At 45.3% G+C, this 16,832-nt stretch carries 16 protein-coding genes; 9 read left to right on the forward strand and 7 right to left on the reverse strand.

The genetic code is table 11. The annotated features are described in order from the left end of the window. Positions 1 to 148 precede the first annotated feature (148 nt). The 5 genes from QUB64_RS17980 (at position 149) to QUB64_RS18000 (ending at position 3,356) form a co-directional block, all read left to right on the forward strand. A complete protein-coding gene (locus QUB64_RS17980) occupies positions 149 to 1,354 on the forward strand; it encodes an EAL domain-containing response regulator (RefSeq protein WP_333270140.1) in 1,206 nt (401 codons plus the stop codon). 207 nt (positions 1,355 to 1,561) lie between these two features. Continuing rightward, positions 1,562 to 1,918, forward strand: coding sequence for a cadmium resistance transporter (locus QUB64_RS17985; RefSeq protein ID WP_333270143.1), 357 nt, complete (start codon positions 1,562 to 1,564; stop codon positions 1,916 to 1,918). 29 nt (positions 1,919 to 1,947) lie between these two features. Next, positions 1,948 to 2,232: a cadmium resistance transporter gene (locus tag QUB64_RS17990; protein ID WP_333270146.1), complete on the forward strand. Its 285-nt coding sequence runs from the start codon at positions 1,948 to 1,950 to the stop codon at positions 2,230 to 2,232. A gap of 239 nt (positions 2,233 to 2,471) precedes the next feature. Further along, complete coding sequence (locus QUB64_RS17995; protein ID WP_333270149.1) at positions 2,472 to 2,894, forward strand: YidH family protein; 423 nt, start codon at positions 2,472 to 2,474, stop codon at positions 2,892 to 2,894. 60 nt (positions 2,895 to 2,954) lie between these two features. After that, positions 2,955 to 3,356 (forward strand): YidH family protein, encoded by a 402-nt coding sequence (locus QUB64_RS18000; RefSeq protein ID WP_333270151.1) that lies wholly within the window; start codon positions 2,955 to 2,957, stop codon positions 3,354 to 3,356. 385 nt (positions 3,357 to 3,741) lie between these two features. On the opposite strand, the gene cysK is transcribed toward QUB64_RS18000, so the two are convergent. Both cysK and QUB64_RS18010 read right to left on the reverse strand, forming a co-directional pair. Continuing rightward, positions 3,742 to 4,713, reverse strand: a complete 972-nt coding sequence (gene cysK / locus QUB64_RS18005; RefSeq protein ID WP_333270154.1) for a cysteine synthase A — start codon at positions 4,711 to 4,713, stop codon at positions 3,742 to 3,744. A gap of 18 nt (positions 4,714 to 4,731) precedes the next feature. Then, the gene (locus QUB64_RS18010; protein ID WP_333270157.1) at positions 4,732 to 5,169 is read right to left on the reverse strand and encodes an RrF2 family transcriptional regulator; all 438 of its coding nucleotides are present in this window, start codon (positions 5,167 to 5,169) and stop codon (positions 4,732 to 4,734) included. A 110-nt stretch (positions 5,170 to 5,279) separates the two neighbouring features. Here QUB64_RS18010 and QUB64_RS18015 point away from each other — a divergent pair, with 110 nt between their 5' ends. Continuing rightward, positions 5,280 to 5,564, forward strand: a complete 285-nt coding sequence (locus tag QUB64_RS18015) for a hypothetical protein (protein ID WP_333270158.1) — start codon at positions 5,280 to 5,282, stop codon at positions 5,562 to 5,564. A 153-nt stretch (positions 5,565 to 5,717) separates the two neighbouring features. Here the strand turns inward: QUB64_RS18015 and QUB64_RS18020 are convergent, their stop codons facing one another. Then, positions 5,718 to 6,839 carry a sulfate ABC transporter substrate-binding protein gene (locus QUB64_RS18020; RefSeq protein ID WP_333270161.1) on the reverse strand — a complete coding sequence of 374 codons (1,122 nt, stop codon included), beginning with the start codon at positions 6,837 to 6,839 and terminating at the stop codon, positions 5,718 to 5,720. Between the two features lie 96 nt (positions 6,840 to 6,935). On the opposite strand from QUB64_RS18020, the gene QUB64_RS18025 reads away from it, so the two are divergent. Further along, a complete protein-coding gene (locus QUB64_RS18025) occupies positions 6,936 to 7,079 on the forward strand; it encodes a hypothetical protein (RefSeq protein WP_333270163.1) in 144 nt (47 codons plus the stop codon). A 424-nt stretch (positions 7,080 to 7,503) separates the two neighbouring features. On the opposite strand, the gene QUB64_RS18030 is transcribed toward QUB64_RS18025, so the two are convergent. The 3 genes from QUB64_RS18030 to QUB64_RS18040 all read right to left on the reverse strand — a co-directional run bounded on the left by QUB64_RS18030 (position 7,504) and on the right by QUB64_RS18040 (position 12,016). After that, entirely contained in the window at positions 7,504 to 8,088 is a 585-nt protein-coding gene (locus tag QUB64_RS18030; RefSeq protein ID WP_333270164.1) for a Crp/Fnr family transcriptional regulator, read from the reverse strand. Positions 8,089 to 8,747: 659 nt separating this feature from the next. Next, positions 8,748 to 10,388: an ATP-binding protein gene (locus QUB64_RS18035; RefSeq protein ID WP_333270167.1), complete on the reverse strand. Its 1,641-nt coding sequence runs from the start codon at positions 10,386 to 10,388 to the stop codon at positions 8,748 to 8,750. Positions 10,389 to 10,984: 596 nt separating this feature from the next. Then, positions 10,985 to 12,016 (reverse strand): sulfate/molybdate ABC transporter ATP-binding protein, encoded by a 1,032-nt coding sequence (locus QUB64_RS18040; RefSeq protein ID WP_333270170.1) that lies wholly within the window; start codon positions 12,014 to 12,016, stop codon positions 10,985 to 10,987. Positions 12,017 to 12,379: 363 nt separating this feature from the next. Between QUB64_RS18040 and gltD the strand changes: the two genes are divergently transcribed. Continuing rightward, a complete protein-coding gene (gltD, locus tag QUB64_RS18045; RefSeq protein WP_333270172.1) occupies positions 12,380 to 13,864 on the forward strand; it encodes a glutamate synthase small subunit in 1,485 nt (494 codons plus the stop codon). A gap of 167 nt (positions 13,865 to 14,031) precedes the next feature. Here gltD and QUB64_RS18050 read toward each other — a convergent pair whose 3' ends face one another. After that, complete coding sequence (locus tag QUB64_RS18050) at positions 14,032 to 14,298, reverse strand: hypothetical protein (protein ID WP_333270175.1); 267 nt, start codon at positions 14,296 to 14,298, stop codon at positions 14,032 to 14,034. Positions 14,299 to 14,466: 168 nt separating this feature from the next. Between QUB64_RS18050 and QUB64_RS18055 the strand changes: the two genes are divergently transcribed. Further along, positions 14,467 to 16,832, forward strand: a 2,366-nt coding sequence (locus tag QUB64_RS18055) for a tetratricopeptide repeat protein (RefSeq protein WP_333270177.1), incomplete at its 3' end; no start/stop codon positions are given.

The following is a 16,832-nucleotide window of genomic DNA, read 5'->3' on the forward strand; positions in this document are numbered from 1 at the left end:
GAAAAATTAGGGTTTTTCAGGGGCGTCTGCTATTTTTGTCGGAAAATATTCGGCCCTTAATCCGATCGAGCTGTGCGTTCTCAGTTATTGCCACGCCGATCGGCTTTCTGCAACGCCGATCAATTATATCACTTTCAGGGAATGACGTATGAAAAAGATTCTAGTAATTGAGGACGATCGAGTAATTCGGGAGAATATTCTCAAACTCCTCAAAGCTGAAGGTTTCGACGTGACGGGTGCAGAAAATGGAGCCCAAGGTTTAAATGCGGCGGTGTCAAATCTTCCCGACGTGATTCTTTGCGACGTGATGATGCCGCAACTTGACGGGTATGGGGTGCTGGCGGCCTTGCGATCGCATCCTGTTACTGCTACAGTACCTTTTGTGTTTCTCACCGGTAAAGCCGATCGCTCCCAAGTGCGCCAAGGCATGGAATTGGGAGCAGATGATTACCTGACTAAACCTTTTACTAAAGCTGAACTTGTGGGCGCGATATCGAGTCGCTTGAAAAAACAAGCAGCTTTGGCCCAACAGCAGAGTAATTTGCGATCGCAAACCAACGAATTGCTGCAAGAAGCCGCCGAGAAATTAGAGCAGATAAAAACAAATTTGTGCGCAGCCCTGGAACGAGAAGAATTCCAAGTTTACTATCAGCCGCAGGTCAATGTCCAGACTGGTAAAATTATGAGTGCAGAAGCTTTAGTGCGCTGGCTGCATCCAGAAAAAGGGCTGATTTCGCCCGCCGAATTTATTCCCGATGCCGAAGCAACTGGTTTCATCGTACAATTAGGCGAGTGGGTTTTGCAGACAGCTTGCAGGCAAATGCAGGTTTGGCAAAATGCTGGTTTTTCCTTGCAGCAGGTAGCGGTGAATCTGTCGCCGCGCCAATTTCATCAACCGGATCTCAGCAGCAGAGTTGCCGAAATTTTAGCAGAAATTGGTTTGGCACCGAGCAGTTTGGAATTAGAGCTGACAGAAAGTTTGATGGTGGAGGATGCCGAAAGTGCGATCGCTACTTTGCAAAAATTGAAAGATTTGGGAGTTTCTATATCTATTGACGATTTCGGAACAGGCTATTCTTCCTTAAGCTATCTGACGCAATACCCCTTCGATCTTTTAAAAATTGACCGCTGTTTTATCAGCAATATCACCGATGGTTGCACAAATGCAGCGATTGTGAAAGCGATTATTGAAATGGCGCACAGTCTGTGTCTTGAGGTAATTGCCGAAGGAGTTGAGACGGAAGCAGAAAGAGATTTTCTCTGGCGCTACGAGTGCGATGCCATGCAAGGATATTTGTTCAGCCCTCCCGTGCCGGCAGCGGATTTTGAACAGTTGCTAGTGGAAGGGAAATAGCAGAGTGGTGAAGTCAGTCTTTGTGCTATGATAGTCAATGAATATTGTCAAAATAGCCAACTATCTTGAAACATATCTGCGTTCCGCAGCGTCGATCTGCGGTTTCCCTATCCTATCAAAGATTAATGCAATAATCCTCATGAATATTGTCAAAAACATTAATTCCCTCATCCCCAAGCAAACCCGAGGAATGAGGATTATTCAATTATGATTGTTATGAGTTGGATTGCCGCAGCGAGTCTTGCCGGAATTACATCTTTTGCAGCCACAAACATTGACGATATTGCCATTTTGATGCTGTGCTTCGCTCAGGTAAATTCTAGTTTCCGCCCCAGACATATTGTGGCCGGTCAGTACCTCGGATTTGCAGCATTGATTGTGGCTAGTTGGCCCGGTTTTTTTGGCGGCTTAATTGTGCCGAGAGCTTGGATTGGTCTGCTGGGTTTGGTTCCGATCGCGCTCGGCATCAGTCACCTGCTGAATCGCGAAAACGATCGAAATGAGGTGCAAGCAGTATCGGGCGGGTTTAACGGTCAATATAACTCTCTGCGCTGTCAAAATTAGCAGGCCTGTTCCACCCCCAAATTTTGAACGTGGCTGCTGTGACTGTCGCCAACGGGGGAGACAACATCGGCATTTATCTGCCGCTGTTTGCTAGCAGGGATTTGCCGAGTTTGGCGGTAATTTTGACGGTTTTCTTTGTTTTGGTAGGCGTTTGGTGTTGGGCGGCTTATCGGTTGACTCTTCAGGGGGCGATCGCCAGTTTTTTGACTCGCTATACTCAAGCTATTGTCCCTTTTGTCTTGATTGGCTTGGGAATCTTCATTTTGATAGACAGCGGTACTTATCGGCTGCTGCGGCTGTTTCAGTCTCGATAAATATTTCGACTTGAGATAAACTGACTTAAAATGCTAACATGAAATCTCTGCTGTAGGGTGCGCCCGGGGCAGCGATCGCCTATACAAGTAGATGAACAGGAAAATACATAAGTATGACAGTGTTAACAAATTTTGGTGTGCTTTTTTTTGATGAGTTGGATTTAACACGGGTAACTCGGCGAAGCTGAAAAAAATTAATTCTTGCTCCAGGTTTGCAGCCCAAATTAAGAGTTTTATTTATGCTGTTAGGATTTAAATCGCCAAAAGCAGATACGCAAAAAACCAAGCGACACAATCCCTCGCGGGTGCGCGATCATTTAGCAAACGAGCGCACTTATTTAGCGTGGATGCGCACAGCGATCGCCCTGATGGGTTTTGGCGTCGTCATCGTCCGCCTGCGAGCCTTCCACCCGCCTCTGCTACCGACTCCCGGTAACGGCTGGAAGTTGGGTTTGCTGTTTTCTGTGGTGGGTTTGCTGACAGTGTTAATTTCCACTAAGCACTACTTTGCTGTGCGTCACGATATCGATTACGATACTTACGAGCCTACAGACAGGTGGGTACTGCTGTTTAGTTTGGCGATCGTACTTTTGGGTATGGGAGTAATTTATTTTATCTTCTCAGTTCCCGGCAGCGCAGCTAGTTTCATGAGTCCCGAATAATCCGAGTGTTTCCTAAATATATCCAAAAGTTCGATCGCCCCAGATATTTCCTTCAAACCGATGACAGTAGACGAGGAAAAACTCAAGCAGGAAAATCTGTCAAAGGCGATCGATCGCTCTGCAAACGAACGCACCTTTCTCTCGTGGATGCGTAGCGCGATCGCCTTAATGGGTTTTGGCGTCCTCATCGTGCGATTTCGCACCGTGCAAATCCCCATACAGCACCGTCACGGTACGGGTTGGAAGTTGGGTTTAGTCTTCTCTCTAGTGGGTTTAGCAACCGTGTTAATCTCAACTAGAAAATACTTTATCGTGCGCCGCCAAATTGACGAGAATACCTACGAACCTTCAGATTGGTTGATAATCCTCTTCAGTGCGGCTGTTGGTTTGTTGGGGATGGGAGTAATTTTTTTTATTTTTGCAGCCGCCGTGAGTTCGCAGAGTTTTGTCATCCCCAATTGATTGCAAATCCATCTTAAAAAGGTTTGTAGTGAGGACTTTAGTCCTTGTGATTGCGGACTAAAGTCCTCACTACAAACCCATCTTAAAAAGGTTCGTAGTGAGGACTTTAGTCCTTGTGATTGCGGACTAAAGTCCTCACTAAAAACCCATCTTAAAAAGGTTCGTAGTGAGGACTTTAGTCCTTCTATTGAAAGACAAAATTCCCACTACAAACCATCTTAAAAAAGTTTGTAGTGAGGACTTTAGTCCTTGGGATTGCGGACTAAAGTCCTCACTACAAACCAATCTTAAAAAGGTTCGTAGTGAGGACTTTAGTCCTTCTTTTGGAGGACTAAAGTCCCCACTACAAGCCAATTTTATTATAGAAAAACTAACATAGGTAGTTCTAAACTAATGCTTCTAATTCCGTTGCTGTCGGTAATTCAAAATCTTTGAACAGCACTGTACTGAGGTAGCGCTCGCCAAAAGAAGGCTGCACAAAAACAATCAATTTACCAGCATTTTCGGGACGCTTGCCAACTTGAATCGCGCCGTACAACGCTGCACCTGCCGAAATTCCTGACAACAATCCTTCTTCTCGGGCGAGGCGGCGGCTGTAGGCGATCGCATCTTCATCGCTAACTGCAATCACCTCATCAATCAACTCAACTCGCAGCACTTCCGGGATGAATCCCGCACCGATTCCTTGGATTTTGTGAGCGCCCGATCGCCCTCCTGAAAGCACGGGGCTGCCGGCTGGTTCCACCGCCACAGCCCTAAAACTCGGTTTCCGCTGTTTAATCACCTCAGCAACGCCCGTAATTGTGCCGCCGGTGCCAACTCCCGCCACTAAAAAATCTACTTTACCGTCAGTATCCGCCCAAATTTCCTCGGCTGTAGTTTCCCGGTGAATTTTCGGATTTGCGGGGTTGCGAAACTGTTGCAGCATGAAAGCATTGGGGGTTTCTTCGGCAATTTCTTCGGCACGGGCGATCGCGCTTAACATCCCTTCATGCCCCGGCGTCAATTCTAACTGAGCACCGTAAGCCTTCAACATCGATCGGCGTTCCAAGCTCATCGTATCCGGCATAGCTAAAATTAGACTGTAACCCTTCGCAGCGGCGATCGCAGCCAAAGCAATGCCAGTATTTCCCGAAGTCGGTTCAACTAAAATTGTTTTCCCCGGTTGAATTAACCCAGCATCTTCTGCCGCCTGAATCATGCTTGCCGCAATCCGATCTTTCACCGAAGCCGCCGGATTCATCCCTTCCAACTTAGCGACAATTGTCGCCACCACTCCCTCAGCTTGAGGAATTTTATTGAGCTGAACTAAAGGAGTTTTGCCAATTATTTGCGTAACATCTTTAGCAACTTTCATGGTTAAATTTATCTCCGTTTAAATGTAGTACATGGGATTTGCTTGTTTGCGAACATCCCGCTGTTCGCACAAATCTTGTAATGTGTATTTGCTCAAAACTGCCAAAGATGCCTGTCTAGCTTCCTGCCAGATTTCTAGCACCGCAGTTTTTTCTATTGTTACAGATTCCGCAACTTTTTGAGTCTGGCCGCTGCCGGATCCTTCGAGACTCGAAAACACCTCTAGCAAAGTAATCTGCCAAGGCTCTTTCGCCAGCAAATAACCGCCTTTAGCGCCCCGCAGACTCTGGACGATACCCGCACGGCGGAGCACGGCAAGAATTTGGTCGAGATAGCGTTCCGGTATCTCTTGAGAAGCAGTAATTTCGTTGACTGTTAGGGGCGATTCTTTTGGGTGGTGGCTCGCCAGTTCCAAGAGCGCTAACAAGGCATATTCTACTCTAGAAGATAGTTCCACATTCCTCACTTGCGATCGAGTTTAAATTGTACAGTATATCATAGTACACAATTCCGGTAGGCATACAGGTGTTATTATAATTTTATTACAAAAACGGTTGGAGAAATCCCGTGAGCAACGTAAATGTAGGCAATTTAAGCTGTCGGCACTGTCGGTATTACGAGCAGCACGGGCACAGGGGCGGAAACTGCCTGATGCTCGGCGTGGGGGTACAGGGTGGGTGGAAAGCTTGCCCGTTCTTGGTTCCGCCCTTTGCACCGTCTTGCGAACACCCAGAAGCGGGTAGAGCCCGAAAGTCTCAAATGTTGCAGGGAGCGAGTATTTTACAAGCAATACCGCCGCCTCGATCGCCCAATACGGTTCAGTTAAGCCCGATCCTGCCTAGCCCTCCTTAAAAAGCTATGCTTTATTTCAACCTCGATTAAAAAACCCGGTTTCTTTCGTCGGAGTGCGTCCAGGACTGTAAAAAAAGCAAGTGCGTGCGATCGCACTTGCTTTTGAACTTAATTGGGGAGTCGAGGAGAAAATTTAACTAATGGAATTTGAGATTATCTCCTTCCCAGAGAATTCTGAATTTGATCGAACATCGCATTGTCAGCGAAGAATTTATTTTGCGCTGCATTCGGGCCACCTACATCGGCAATTGTAAACAGTTTGCTAATTCTAGGAAACTTACTGCTAAATTCTCCGGCTACCGTCGAGTTAACAGGTCGAAAACCCGCTTTCGCAAATTCTCGCTGAGCTTCCGGCGTGTAAAGATATTTCACAAAAGCCTCCGCTACTTTAGTAGTTCCATGTTTAGCTGCGTATTTATCAACTACAGCTACCGGGTTGTCAATGGAAATATTCACTTGGGGGATAATGAAAGGTTCATTTTCGCCCTGCGTTTTTGCCAGCAGAATTTCGTTTTCGTAGTCGATCAATACATCGCCTTGGTTTTGTTTGTAGAATGTATCAGATGCTTCGCGGGCATCTTTGGGAAGCACTGGCACATTTTTATAAACCTGGCCGACAAAGGTGCGGGCTGCTTGTTCGTTTCCTCCGTTTCGAGTTACCGAGCCCCACAAAGCTAAGAAGTTCCAGCGCGCGACACCCGAGGTTTTCGGATTAGCAGTAATTACTTTGATACCGGGTTTGGCTAAATCTGCCCAGCCTTGGATTTTTTTAGGATTTCCGGCCCGCATTACTAATGCCGCAACTGATTTGCTAACAATTCCGTTATTGGGTACTTCTCGCTCCCAACCCGGTTTAATTAGACCCGCTTCTTGAATGCGATCGGTATCGAATTCTAAGGCTAAGTGTACGACATCGGCTTCCAAACCGCTAATCACAGCACGAGTTTGGGAACCCGAACCGCCGTAGCTTTGGCTGATTTTGACATTCTGGTTGTTTTCTCGCTTCCACTTGGCGACGAAGCCGGGAACGATCTTGTCGTAGGCGGATTTGGTAACAGCAAAGGAAACTAAGGTAAGTTCGACATCTTTAGGTTGCTGGCCGATCGCAGCCTGGGGGATTAACCCGCTCAATCCTAAACCTACTGCAAAAAAGAAAGCAAAAACTCTGACTAGGGACGATTTTTGAAACTTGATTGACTTTAGAGAAATAACTGGCCAGCCAGTTTTTTTCTTTAAGGACTGCAAGACATTATCTTTGAAATGATTGTACGGCATTGATGGTTCTTAGTTCCTCTTATTTTTTCTCAGGTGAAGCGAGCGCAAAATTCACTGTCATGTGTAATGCGCTTGGTATAGAGCAAATGCAGCCTGATGAGATTTGCCCGGATAATCTATAAGATTTCGCTGCTGTGGCAATTCTGGTTAAGGGCAACAGCGGCAAGATTGAGAGACTGTTTTGCTAGTAGCAATTGGGCGATCGCTCCAGGAGTGCGATCGCCAACTCTCTCTACTTAATTTAACAGATTACACGATAAACTACTTAATGTCTATAGGTGAACAGTAGTTTGTTGGTGGCTTAATTCTGGAGCCGGAGGAGCGATCGCAATTTAATTCCCGCCACACTACCCAACTCTCGCAGCAGCAATCCACAGCCAACCGTGCAAACTGGTGGAAACAATGCCGCTAAAAAAAAGCACCGACATTGCAGCCAAAAGCTAGCAGCGCTCCATAACTCATCACAAATACCTCACAAACTCAATATAATTTTTTGTGAAATATGATACAAGATCGGGAGTTGAAAAGGTTAACACTTAACTGTTAAGCTGGCGCGCATCTAGTTTTAAGAATGCTGTTTCTTGAAAGTCTTGTGGGGTGGGCAGGAGAACCAGCCCTCAAAATTAAATCTAAATGCCGCAACAGCTTAACAGTTAATATCCTTTTATATTTCGTAGTGCCACACCTCTGAAGGTTGCAGAACAATCCGGTGGAGCGGCAGACGCTCAATCAAACCTTGCTGCTCAAAAATACCGAGGGTGCGAGTGACAGTTACGCGACTTGTACCGAGAATTTCTGCAATGTCCTGATGCGTTAAAATCATATCGATCAGATGTCCTTGCTCTACCTCAGAACCAAACCTCTTAGCCAGCCAAGTCAATAGTTTATACAGCATAAAGTCAACTTTTTTGTAACCTCGCAGTACAATAAAATCTTCAGCCTGCTGAATGTGATTGAGCAAAATATCTCTATTTAGCCAGCGATCGGCAGATAATAGAGTTGCCTCGACTTTAGTGAGGCATTCAATTTGAAAAGGATCGCATTTTGATATCGGTTTGCCGATCGTATCACCAGGCCCCCACAATCCCAAAGTGATAATTGTGCCATCTTCAAGCCAGGTAACAGTTCGCACTACTCCAGTGGCAATTTGCCACAGACCGTTACTTCTATTGGGCAAATGCGAGCGGCGAGAAAATATATGTCGGCTCGTTTCATCAAAATTTATAGTGGAAAGTGAAGCAATAGTCATAGCTAGTTACTGAAGGAATCAAAGTTAGTTCGTACAATTGCCGTCTCGCCGTTTTTCGGTTTTACCGTATCGCCAGCGCCCAAAGTTTAAGCTGCATAAACCAGTCATGACTGACGCATTAAAAACAAAGAAACCTGGTTTTTTGCCCTCTCTTCGGGGTGTAACGAAGTGTTTGTGCAAACAACCAAGGTGATGACCACCTGTGCGTAAGTCCTAGCTGTATCGGTTGTGACATTATTACACATAATACTATAAATCGACCGACTTACAGTAGTATATAAGAAAAAAAATTCCTTCCCCGGCTCTTTCTAAGCTGCCTCCGATATTTTCAGCGAAACTAACGGTACTGCTTGTCTGACTTGTTGCCGCAGCGGAATCTCGATCGAGAATTCCGTCCCCAATCCCGGTGTCGAATCGCAGCGCAGCGCACCCTTGTGCTTTTCTACGACAATTTTATAGCTGATTGACAGTCTACGGCATATCCATTTACCCGCGTTTCCGCTCGACTGCGTTTTGAAAATACAACCTATTAACCTCCGCTAGACTGTCTAACGGTTCTGGTCAGCGGTTTCCAACACCTTTGCATTTCTACAAGCGGATTGTCCCAATCCGCTGCACCAGAATTGTTAGGCTACACTCCTAGAGAAGAGAGAATATCCTCAACTCGGAAAACGATGTTTTACGTATTTAACTAATTTAGACCCCTCAAGTTTGTCGGTTGCTGGATTAGTTCTAACGTAAAAATCTTTGCTATCCAAATAACAAGGTGTTTGAGATGCTTTACACTCAACTAAAAGAACATTTACATCATCTACCTTCACCAGCCGATTATCAATGAAAGGATAAAATTCTTCACCAATCTTGCTTTTCAGAAGATTTTTGAAGTGTAATAAAAACTTGTCGGTATTCTTGTGAAACTTCTCAATTTCTCCATCAACGCCACATATTTGACCATCATCAGAAACGCCTATAAGTAACGTACCGCCTTTAGTATTAAGAAACGCAACAATAGTTTTCAGAGATGATTGCTCAATGTATGACTCTTTCGTTTGTTTCTTCACGTCCAAACTGAGAGATTCCTTAAATTCAATTGTTTGTGATTCGCCCTCCCGAATAATTGCACGGACTTTATCAGCGTCCGTCAAAACGGCCATTGCTTCAAGCATTCGGCTTAGTTGTCCTTGAATAGAGGCTGAACTTTTTGGGTTAAGCGCAATCTCTCTGTTGAAATTATCAATTACATCTTTTAACTCACGCAATTTGTGTTGCGTTAGCACAATAGATTTTTGCTCAACAATACTTGGAACAGCAATTGAAGCTTGTTCAATATCTCGCTTGTTCACATGAGGAATAAATGACTGCATCCTCAATGAATCGAGGACAAGCCTTCCTAATGTTGATTCAAAAAAAGAAGCGACATACTCGTTAGAGGTGTTTTCTTTCAGAACAATTTGAAAGTAATTATGGTGTTTTAACTTTGCATCTTGCAGATTGCTGACAACCTTGGAGTTTCCAATGCTGGGAATATAAACAGCGTTTTCTTTTTCCTCAAACGTCTTACCGCTTTTAACTGAATTGATTTCAGTAGCAATGTCGCTCAAAGTATACTTGTCGTATTCTTTATACTGTGTTTCAAGGCGTTCGATTTGCTGCTGAATTTTCAATCTATAAAAACCGACAAAATCACCGTTAGCTATCAGCGTTCCGCCCGTTAAATGTCCTGTGTCAACAGACGAAAGAAAATTATGTGCAACTTGCTCGGCTTGGTCGGTTTCAACTAACTCTCCCAAGTAAAGTTTTGGATGTTCTTCTTTTGAAATAGAGATTAGCGTTGGGCGTATTGCTGTTGTTGGGAAAAGCAACTTTTCAGGAGTATTGAAAACGCCATTCACGTAAAAACCTATGGCATTCATCTCTCTCTGAAACTTTTGTCCCTGATAGTTGCTTAATCCGTGCGGTTCGACGAGAAAAATAGCCAAACCTTTATCTTCAAGCGAAAATAGAGATTTTAATATATCCAGCCAATTTTGTTGGGCTTTAATGATTCTGTTATTTATGGTGTCTTGCCATTCATTTTGGTTAAGTCCAAGAGGCAAATCACCTAGAACAACATCAAATTTTACATTATTCGGAATTTCATCCGCCCTTGAAACTTGAGTTAAATCAGAATTTGCTAAATCAGCAAATAGATTGAAATCCGATGTGTTGATAAGTAATGTTTTGGGCTTACCTTTACTCTCGATAATTGATTTAACGAAAGTTTGAATTACGCTTTTTCCGAAAGGCTGTTGTTCTGTCATATTCATCTTTCGTCAAGATTTTCCCACAACAAAGCATATAAATATTTATTAGATGGACTCTATCCACCTGATCAACCCGATGAGGCGTTTAGTAGATTCTAGTCAGGCTAACAGCTAAATTGAGCGGCAGAAAAACTTTCGCTTTCAACGAAAATATTACAGCTTTGTCCGCTCCAATGATTTGTTATGCCCCGCTCGCTTCTCAATTTCTTAATTTTTGCGCTCGCCAATAACCTCTCCGAACTTAACAACGAAGCAAACCATTTTTGCTTGCCCAATCTCGAATGAAATCATACAACCTCAACGGACGCATTGATTCGGCATAAGTATTTATTATACCGACATTTTCCGTCTTGTCAACTCCTACAGAACAAAAAGCCGAAACTTTCGGAATAATCACCCCATATAGCAATCCTAAATCAATTGTAAAATCTTTTTCTCGTTCCCAGGCAGAGCCTGGGAATGAATTTCAGGAGGCTCAGCCTCCGATTTGGAGACACAAGACAGCATTACCAGGCACGAGCCTGGTAAAGATGTGGCAGCAGTGTTTTGTAAAAGCTCCCCGATAGAATTTAGAGTAAGATGCAGCCGCTGATTTAAATTGAATAAGCAGGGAAAGTCATCGCGTGTTTGGGCTTGACGTAAACCTCCTGCTCTCGCTGTAGCTGTAGGTTGTCAAAGCGCTCGCGACTGACGTAAGCTGTTACCGTTTGACCCGATTCTAACACTAACTCAGTTTGAATCTCCCTGCCTAAATGAATGATGCGGCTAACTTTTGCTGAAGCAAAACCAAACTCCGGCTTAGTTTTAATTTCCACGTCATGCGGGCGCAAAAACACTAATTCCGAATGAGCCGCGCCATTATTGTAAGCAGTTGTAGCGTTGCTGGCGAACAAACCCGCAGCATTTGGCAGCACGTTAACCGGCCCGATAAAACTCATCACAAAAGCAGATGCAGGTTTGTCATAAATTTCTGCGGGAGTGCCGACTTGTTCGACTTTACCTTGGTTCATCACTACAATTTCGTCGGCTACTTCCATCGCTTCTTCTTGATCGTGAGTCACAAAAACTGTAGTGATATTAACTTCTTTGTGAAGGTTGTGCAGCCACGATCGCAATTCTTTGCGAACTTTAGCATCTAATGCTCCAAAAGGTTCATCTAGCAGCAGCACTTTCGGTTGCACAGCCAGAGCTCTGGCCAAAGCAACCCGCTGCCGCTGGCCGCCGGAAAGTTGCGAAGGATATCTGTCGCCCAAACCTTTCAACTGCACTAAATCTAAAAGTTCATCAACCCGTTTGGTAATAGAGTCTTTAGGAGCTTTGCGAATTTCCATCGCAAAAGCAATATTTTTCCGAATAGTCATGTGTTTGAACAAAGCATAGTGCTGAAACACAAAACCGATATGTCTTTCCTGCACCGACTGCTGGGTAGCATCCTCGCCGATCAAGTAAATGTGACCGGTATCCGGCGGTTCCAGTCCTGCAATCATCCTCAGCAAAGTCGATTTCCCGGAACCGGAAGGCCCCAACAGCGCCACTAAAGAGCCGCGTTTAATTTCCAAACTCACGTTGTCAATGGCGTGAAAGGAGCCAAAGTGTTTCGATACGTTCTGAACTGTAATGCTCATGATTTTGTGTACCTATTTTAGGAGTTGAGGATGTTAACTCCGTATATCTGACGGGTTTACAGTAGTATAGCCTTAAAATAATATTTTGCAACGCCTGTAACTTTTTGTATCGTATTTTGAGACCCCGCTTTGATGGTTTTCAGTCCGCGGAGGCGGACTTGGTATGTGGAGCATCGGACTTCCAGTCGGCAGGCTTAGCAGCCAGATTATGTGTAGCTAGGGCAATATAGAAGATTTCTGGTACGAATTACTCTATCTGAGGTGCGATCGCCCGCAATTGAGATGATAATAGTTAGTTCAGAAGGCTACAGGCCTCAGCTTTGACAAACTACCAGAATAGTAAATTCTAAGAAAAACACCGCTATGGGAAAACCAACAGGCTTTATCGAATTCCTCCGCGAATTGCCCTCCGAGCTCTCACCAGTCGAAAGAGTCCACAACTGGGACGAGTTTCACCTACCGATGGAGGAAGACAAACTCCGCAGTCAAGGCGCGCGCTGCATGGACTGCGGCATTCCATTTTGCCACACCGGCAGTATCATCAGCGGCATGGCAAGCGGCTGCCCGATTAACAACCTCATCCCCGAATGGAACGACTTAGTATATCGGGGATTGTGGAAAGAAGCCCTAGACAGACTCCACAAAACGAACAACTTCCCGGAATTCACCGGCCGCGTCTGTCCCGCCCCCTGCGAAGGCGCTTGCGTCCTCGGCATCAACAACCCGCCTGTCACGATTAAAAACATCGAAGCCTCGATTATCGACAAAGGCTGGGATGAAGGCTGGATTACCGCCGAACCCCCCGCCAAACGCACCGGTAAAAAAATCGCGGTTATCGGTTCCGGGCCCGCCGGTTTGTCCGCTGCGGCGCAATTGAACAAAGCAGGTCATTTGGTAACTGTATACGAAAGAGCCGATCGACCGGGAGGCCTGTTAATGTACGGCATCCCTAACATGAAGCTAGACAAAGAACAAGTCGTGATGCGCCGGCTCAAAGTCCTCGAAGACGAAGGCGTGACATTTGTCTGCAACACCGAAGTCGGGAAAGACTTACCAGCAGAACAACTGCTAAAAGAATACGACTCGGTTGTCCTCTGTACCGGCGCCACAAAACCCCGCGATTTAGGAATCGAAGGGCGGGAATTAACAGGCGTCCACTTCGCGATGGACTTTTTGACAGCCAACACCAAAGCAGTTTTAGACAAGAGCACCAACGGCAACTTTATTTCAGCCGAAGGCAAAGATGTAGTGATTATCGGCGGTGGCGACACGGGCACCGACTGCGTGGGCACCTCCATCCGCCACGGCTGCCAAAGCCTGGTACAGCTAGAAATCCTGCCCAAACCGCCATCGGAACGCGCAGCCAACAATCCCTGGCCCGAATGGCCGAAAGTCTACCGCTTGGATTACGGCCAAGAAGAAGCCGCAGCCAAATTTGGCGATGACCCCCGCGGCTATCTCACCACCGCGACGAAGTTCGAGGGCGACGAAAACGGCAACGTCAAAGCCGTGCACACTGTTGAGGTGGAGTGGGCGAAAAACGAGAAAGGGCAGTTCATTCCGAAACACATCCCCGGTACTGAGAAAGTGTTGCCGGCGCAGCTTGTGCTGCTGGCGATGGGCTTCCTGGGCCCGGAACAGCCGCTATTAGATGCGTTGGGATTGGAACGCGACGCGCGCAGCAATGTGAAAGCCGAGCACGAAAAGTATACAACCAGTATTCCGGGAGTTTTTGCCGCTGGGGATTGTCGCCGGGGACAAAGTTTGGTTGTTTGGGCGATTAATGAAGGGCGCGGTGTGGCGCGGGAGTGCGACCTTTATTTGATGGGTGAAACCGATTTACCTTAATTCGTAGGGTTTACCCATAGGTTCGATCGTTCGGACTTCAGTCCTTTCTTTTCTTGCGGACTAAAGTCCTCACTACAAACCTCTTTTCGTTCGATCGTTCGGACTTCAGTCCTTTCTTTTGTTGCGGACTAAAGTCCTCACTACAAACCTTATTTTGGCAAATCAAATTAGTCGGGTGTTTGTTCATTGTCTTTTTTGAGATTTAACATTTTGAGGAGAGGGCATTCTTGACAGTGCCCAAATCGTTGCTGCACTGTCTTGCCTTTGATAATTTGCTCGTAGGGGCAGCTTTGTCGCGATCGCCGATCGAACTGCAAGTGCAAAGCTACTGAGGTAACGGTTAAAATAATACCGGCCGTATTGTCAATACATCCGATCGCGATCGAAGCAACAGCCTCGGCAATCATCAGTTTATGCTCTTTCGATAATTTCATAAATCATTTCCAACTCAATAATCTGAGTGTGGAATTTCGGGATACCCGAAGGCAAGAAATGGCTGAAACTGTGGTAGAATCAGCATTAGGGACTTTCGGGACGGTCATTCGGTATCGGGAATCCCGAAACTTTCCCGAAACTTTTTTCACAACTTTATATTCAAATCTATGACCAAGCGCGGAAAAGGCGAATCAAAATCTACGCGCAATCTCGGAAAAGGCGAAAAGTCTTGGCAGCGAGTCTGTTACTTGGTGGAAGCGCTGCTGGATTATGCTTTAGATGATAGCGATCGCGTTTCCAACCTTCATGTAAGGTGGAAAGACCACACCTCAGAGTTAAAGGTGAACACCAACCTAGAAGCGCTACGGCATCTGCTTCAAGATCGAGGCGGGTTTAAGCCCAATGCAACAACACGAGAGAAGCAAACTCGCCAATATATCGGTGAGGCACTAACTTATTATCTCAGGGATTGGTTGGAAATTTTGGAGGATCACCGCACAGATCCTCAGGGATCTCCTGACTGGATATTTACTCTGAAGCTGGAAAGCAGAGACAAACACGAAAATATTAAAAATTTAAGAGACAAGTGGAAAGCAAACAGCAAATCGACTGTCACTATTGAATATAGCAGCAACCACAATACCTCTTCTCCCGCAGCACATAGCGAAGATAGCACCAGCCCGCAAAATACCCGCGCGACAAAACACAGGCGAGTTGTGGGGTTGCAAAATATTATAGATGTTCCCGTGTGGAAGGGGCGCGATGAAATTTTGGCAGAGTTAACAGCCAAGTTGCTGCATCCCCAAAACGCGCCCAAGGTATTAGCAATTATCGGGCAAGGCGGCATCGGTAAAACCAGTTTGGCAGTCAAACTGATGGAAGCAGTGGGCGTAAATTTGTCAGGGCGGGCTTTGGCGGCAGATAGTGCCTACGAGGGCGTGCTGTATTTCAAAGTGCAGGAAGGAACCAGTTTTGATGATGTAGCTGAGTTTTTGTTGAGCGAGGGTTTGCAAATTCAGGCGCCCGAACTTTTGAAGACTGCTGATGAAAAAATTGCGAAAATTATTGCAGGATTTGCCCAAAATCGTTTTCTTTTGGTGTTGGATAACCTGGAAGATATCTTGCAGCCTGCTAAGCATTCTCAAGCGAGAAAATCAATTTCGCCGGATTGGGGAAAACTGCTGAATGCCCTGGTTTACAACCAGCATCAATCTCAAACGATTTTAACCTGTCGGGAAGTGCCAGCAGATTTGGGAGATGCGCGGTCTAAAAAAGCTACAATCAATCGCAAGCTAGTACAGGTAGAAAAACTGCTCGGTGTAGACACTGAGGCTAGCGTGGAAATTTTAAAAGAATATGGATTGCGAGATAGTGAGGAGGATTTGCAGTGGATAGCCGAACGAGTCAAAGGTCATCTTTTGGTACTAGAAATGTTAGGAAATAATTATGCAGAGGAGCCGGGAAAGCTTCGCAAGCGGCCGGAATTGGTGACAGATGAAGTAGAAGTTATCCTCACAGAACAACTAGCAAGGCAAAGTGAAGCAGCTTGTGATTTACTTTGCCGGATGTGCATTTTGCGGACGCAAATTAATGTCCGAAGTTTAACTTTTTTGCGTTTGTATACAGATGAGTGGGAACAAGATAACCGTTTGATGACAGCAGCACAATCAAACAAAGCTGTTGAAATTTTAGATGAAGATATTAGTGCTACCGAACAAATTATCGAGCAATTAGTAAATAGCAGTTTGATGCAAACTCGCTATGATGAAGAGAAATGCGAGTCTTTTTATGACTTGCATCGGGTGACAGCAGATTTCGTGCGAAAGCAATACAACCAAATGCCGGGATTGTTCAAAAGAGTAGATAATTTTTATCAATCTAATATAACTTTTAACGATATTAAAGATATGAAAGATTTGCAACTGTTCGGAGAACCAGTATTTTTTGCATTAAATTTAGGGAATAAAAGAGAGTATTTAAGATTGGGTAAAATTTGGATTAATTATAGCCTCCGTCTGGGGAATGGAAGCTTAATAGAAAATGCAATGATCCAACATCCAACGATAGTAGAAGGTAATAACCAAACCGAAGCTTTACTAGGTTTGGGTCGTTGTCATTATGAGATTGGTAATTGGGATGAGGCAGAAAGATGTTTTAAAGCTGCTTTGGCTATTGCTCAAACAGAGGGTAATAAGAGCAACATCGCTTCTGCAAAAGGAGTATTGGGAGATATCGAGCGAAATCGCGGCAATTGGGATGAAGCAGAGAGATTGTACCGGCAATGTTTGGAAGTTGAGACAGAATTGGGCGATCGCTCTGGTATGGCAACAAGCTGGGGAGTATTGGGATCGATCGAGCGAAATCGCGGCAATTGGGATGAAGCAGAGAGATTGTACCGGCAATCTTTGGAATTAAGGACAGAATTGGGCGATCGCTCAGGTATGGCAACAAGTTGGGGAGTATTGGGAGATATCGAGCGAAATCGCGGCAATTGGGATGAAGCAGAGAGATTGTACCGGCAATGTTTGGAAGT

Source organism: Microcoleus sp. Aus8_D2 (assembly GCF_036702665.1).
In the GTDB taxonomy this organism is placed as follows: domain Bacteria; phylum Cyanobacteriota; class Cyanobacteriia; order Cyanobacteriales; family Microcoleaceae; genus Microcoleus.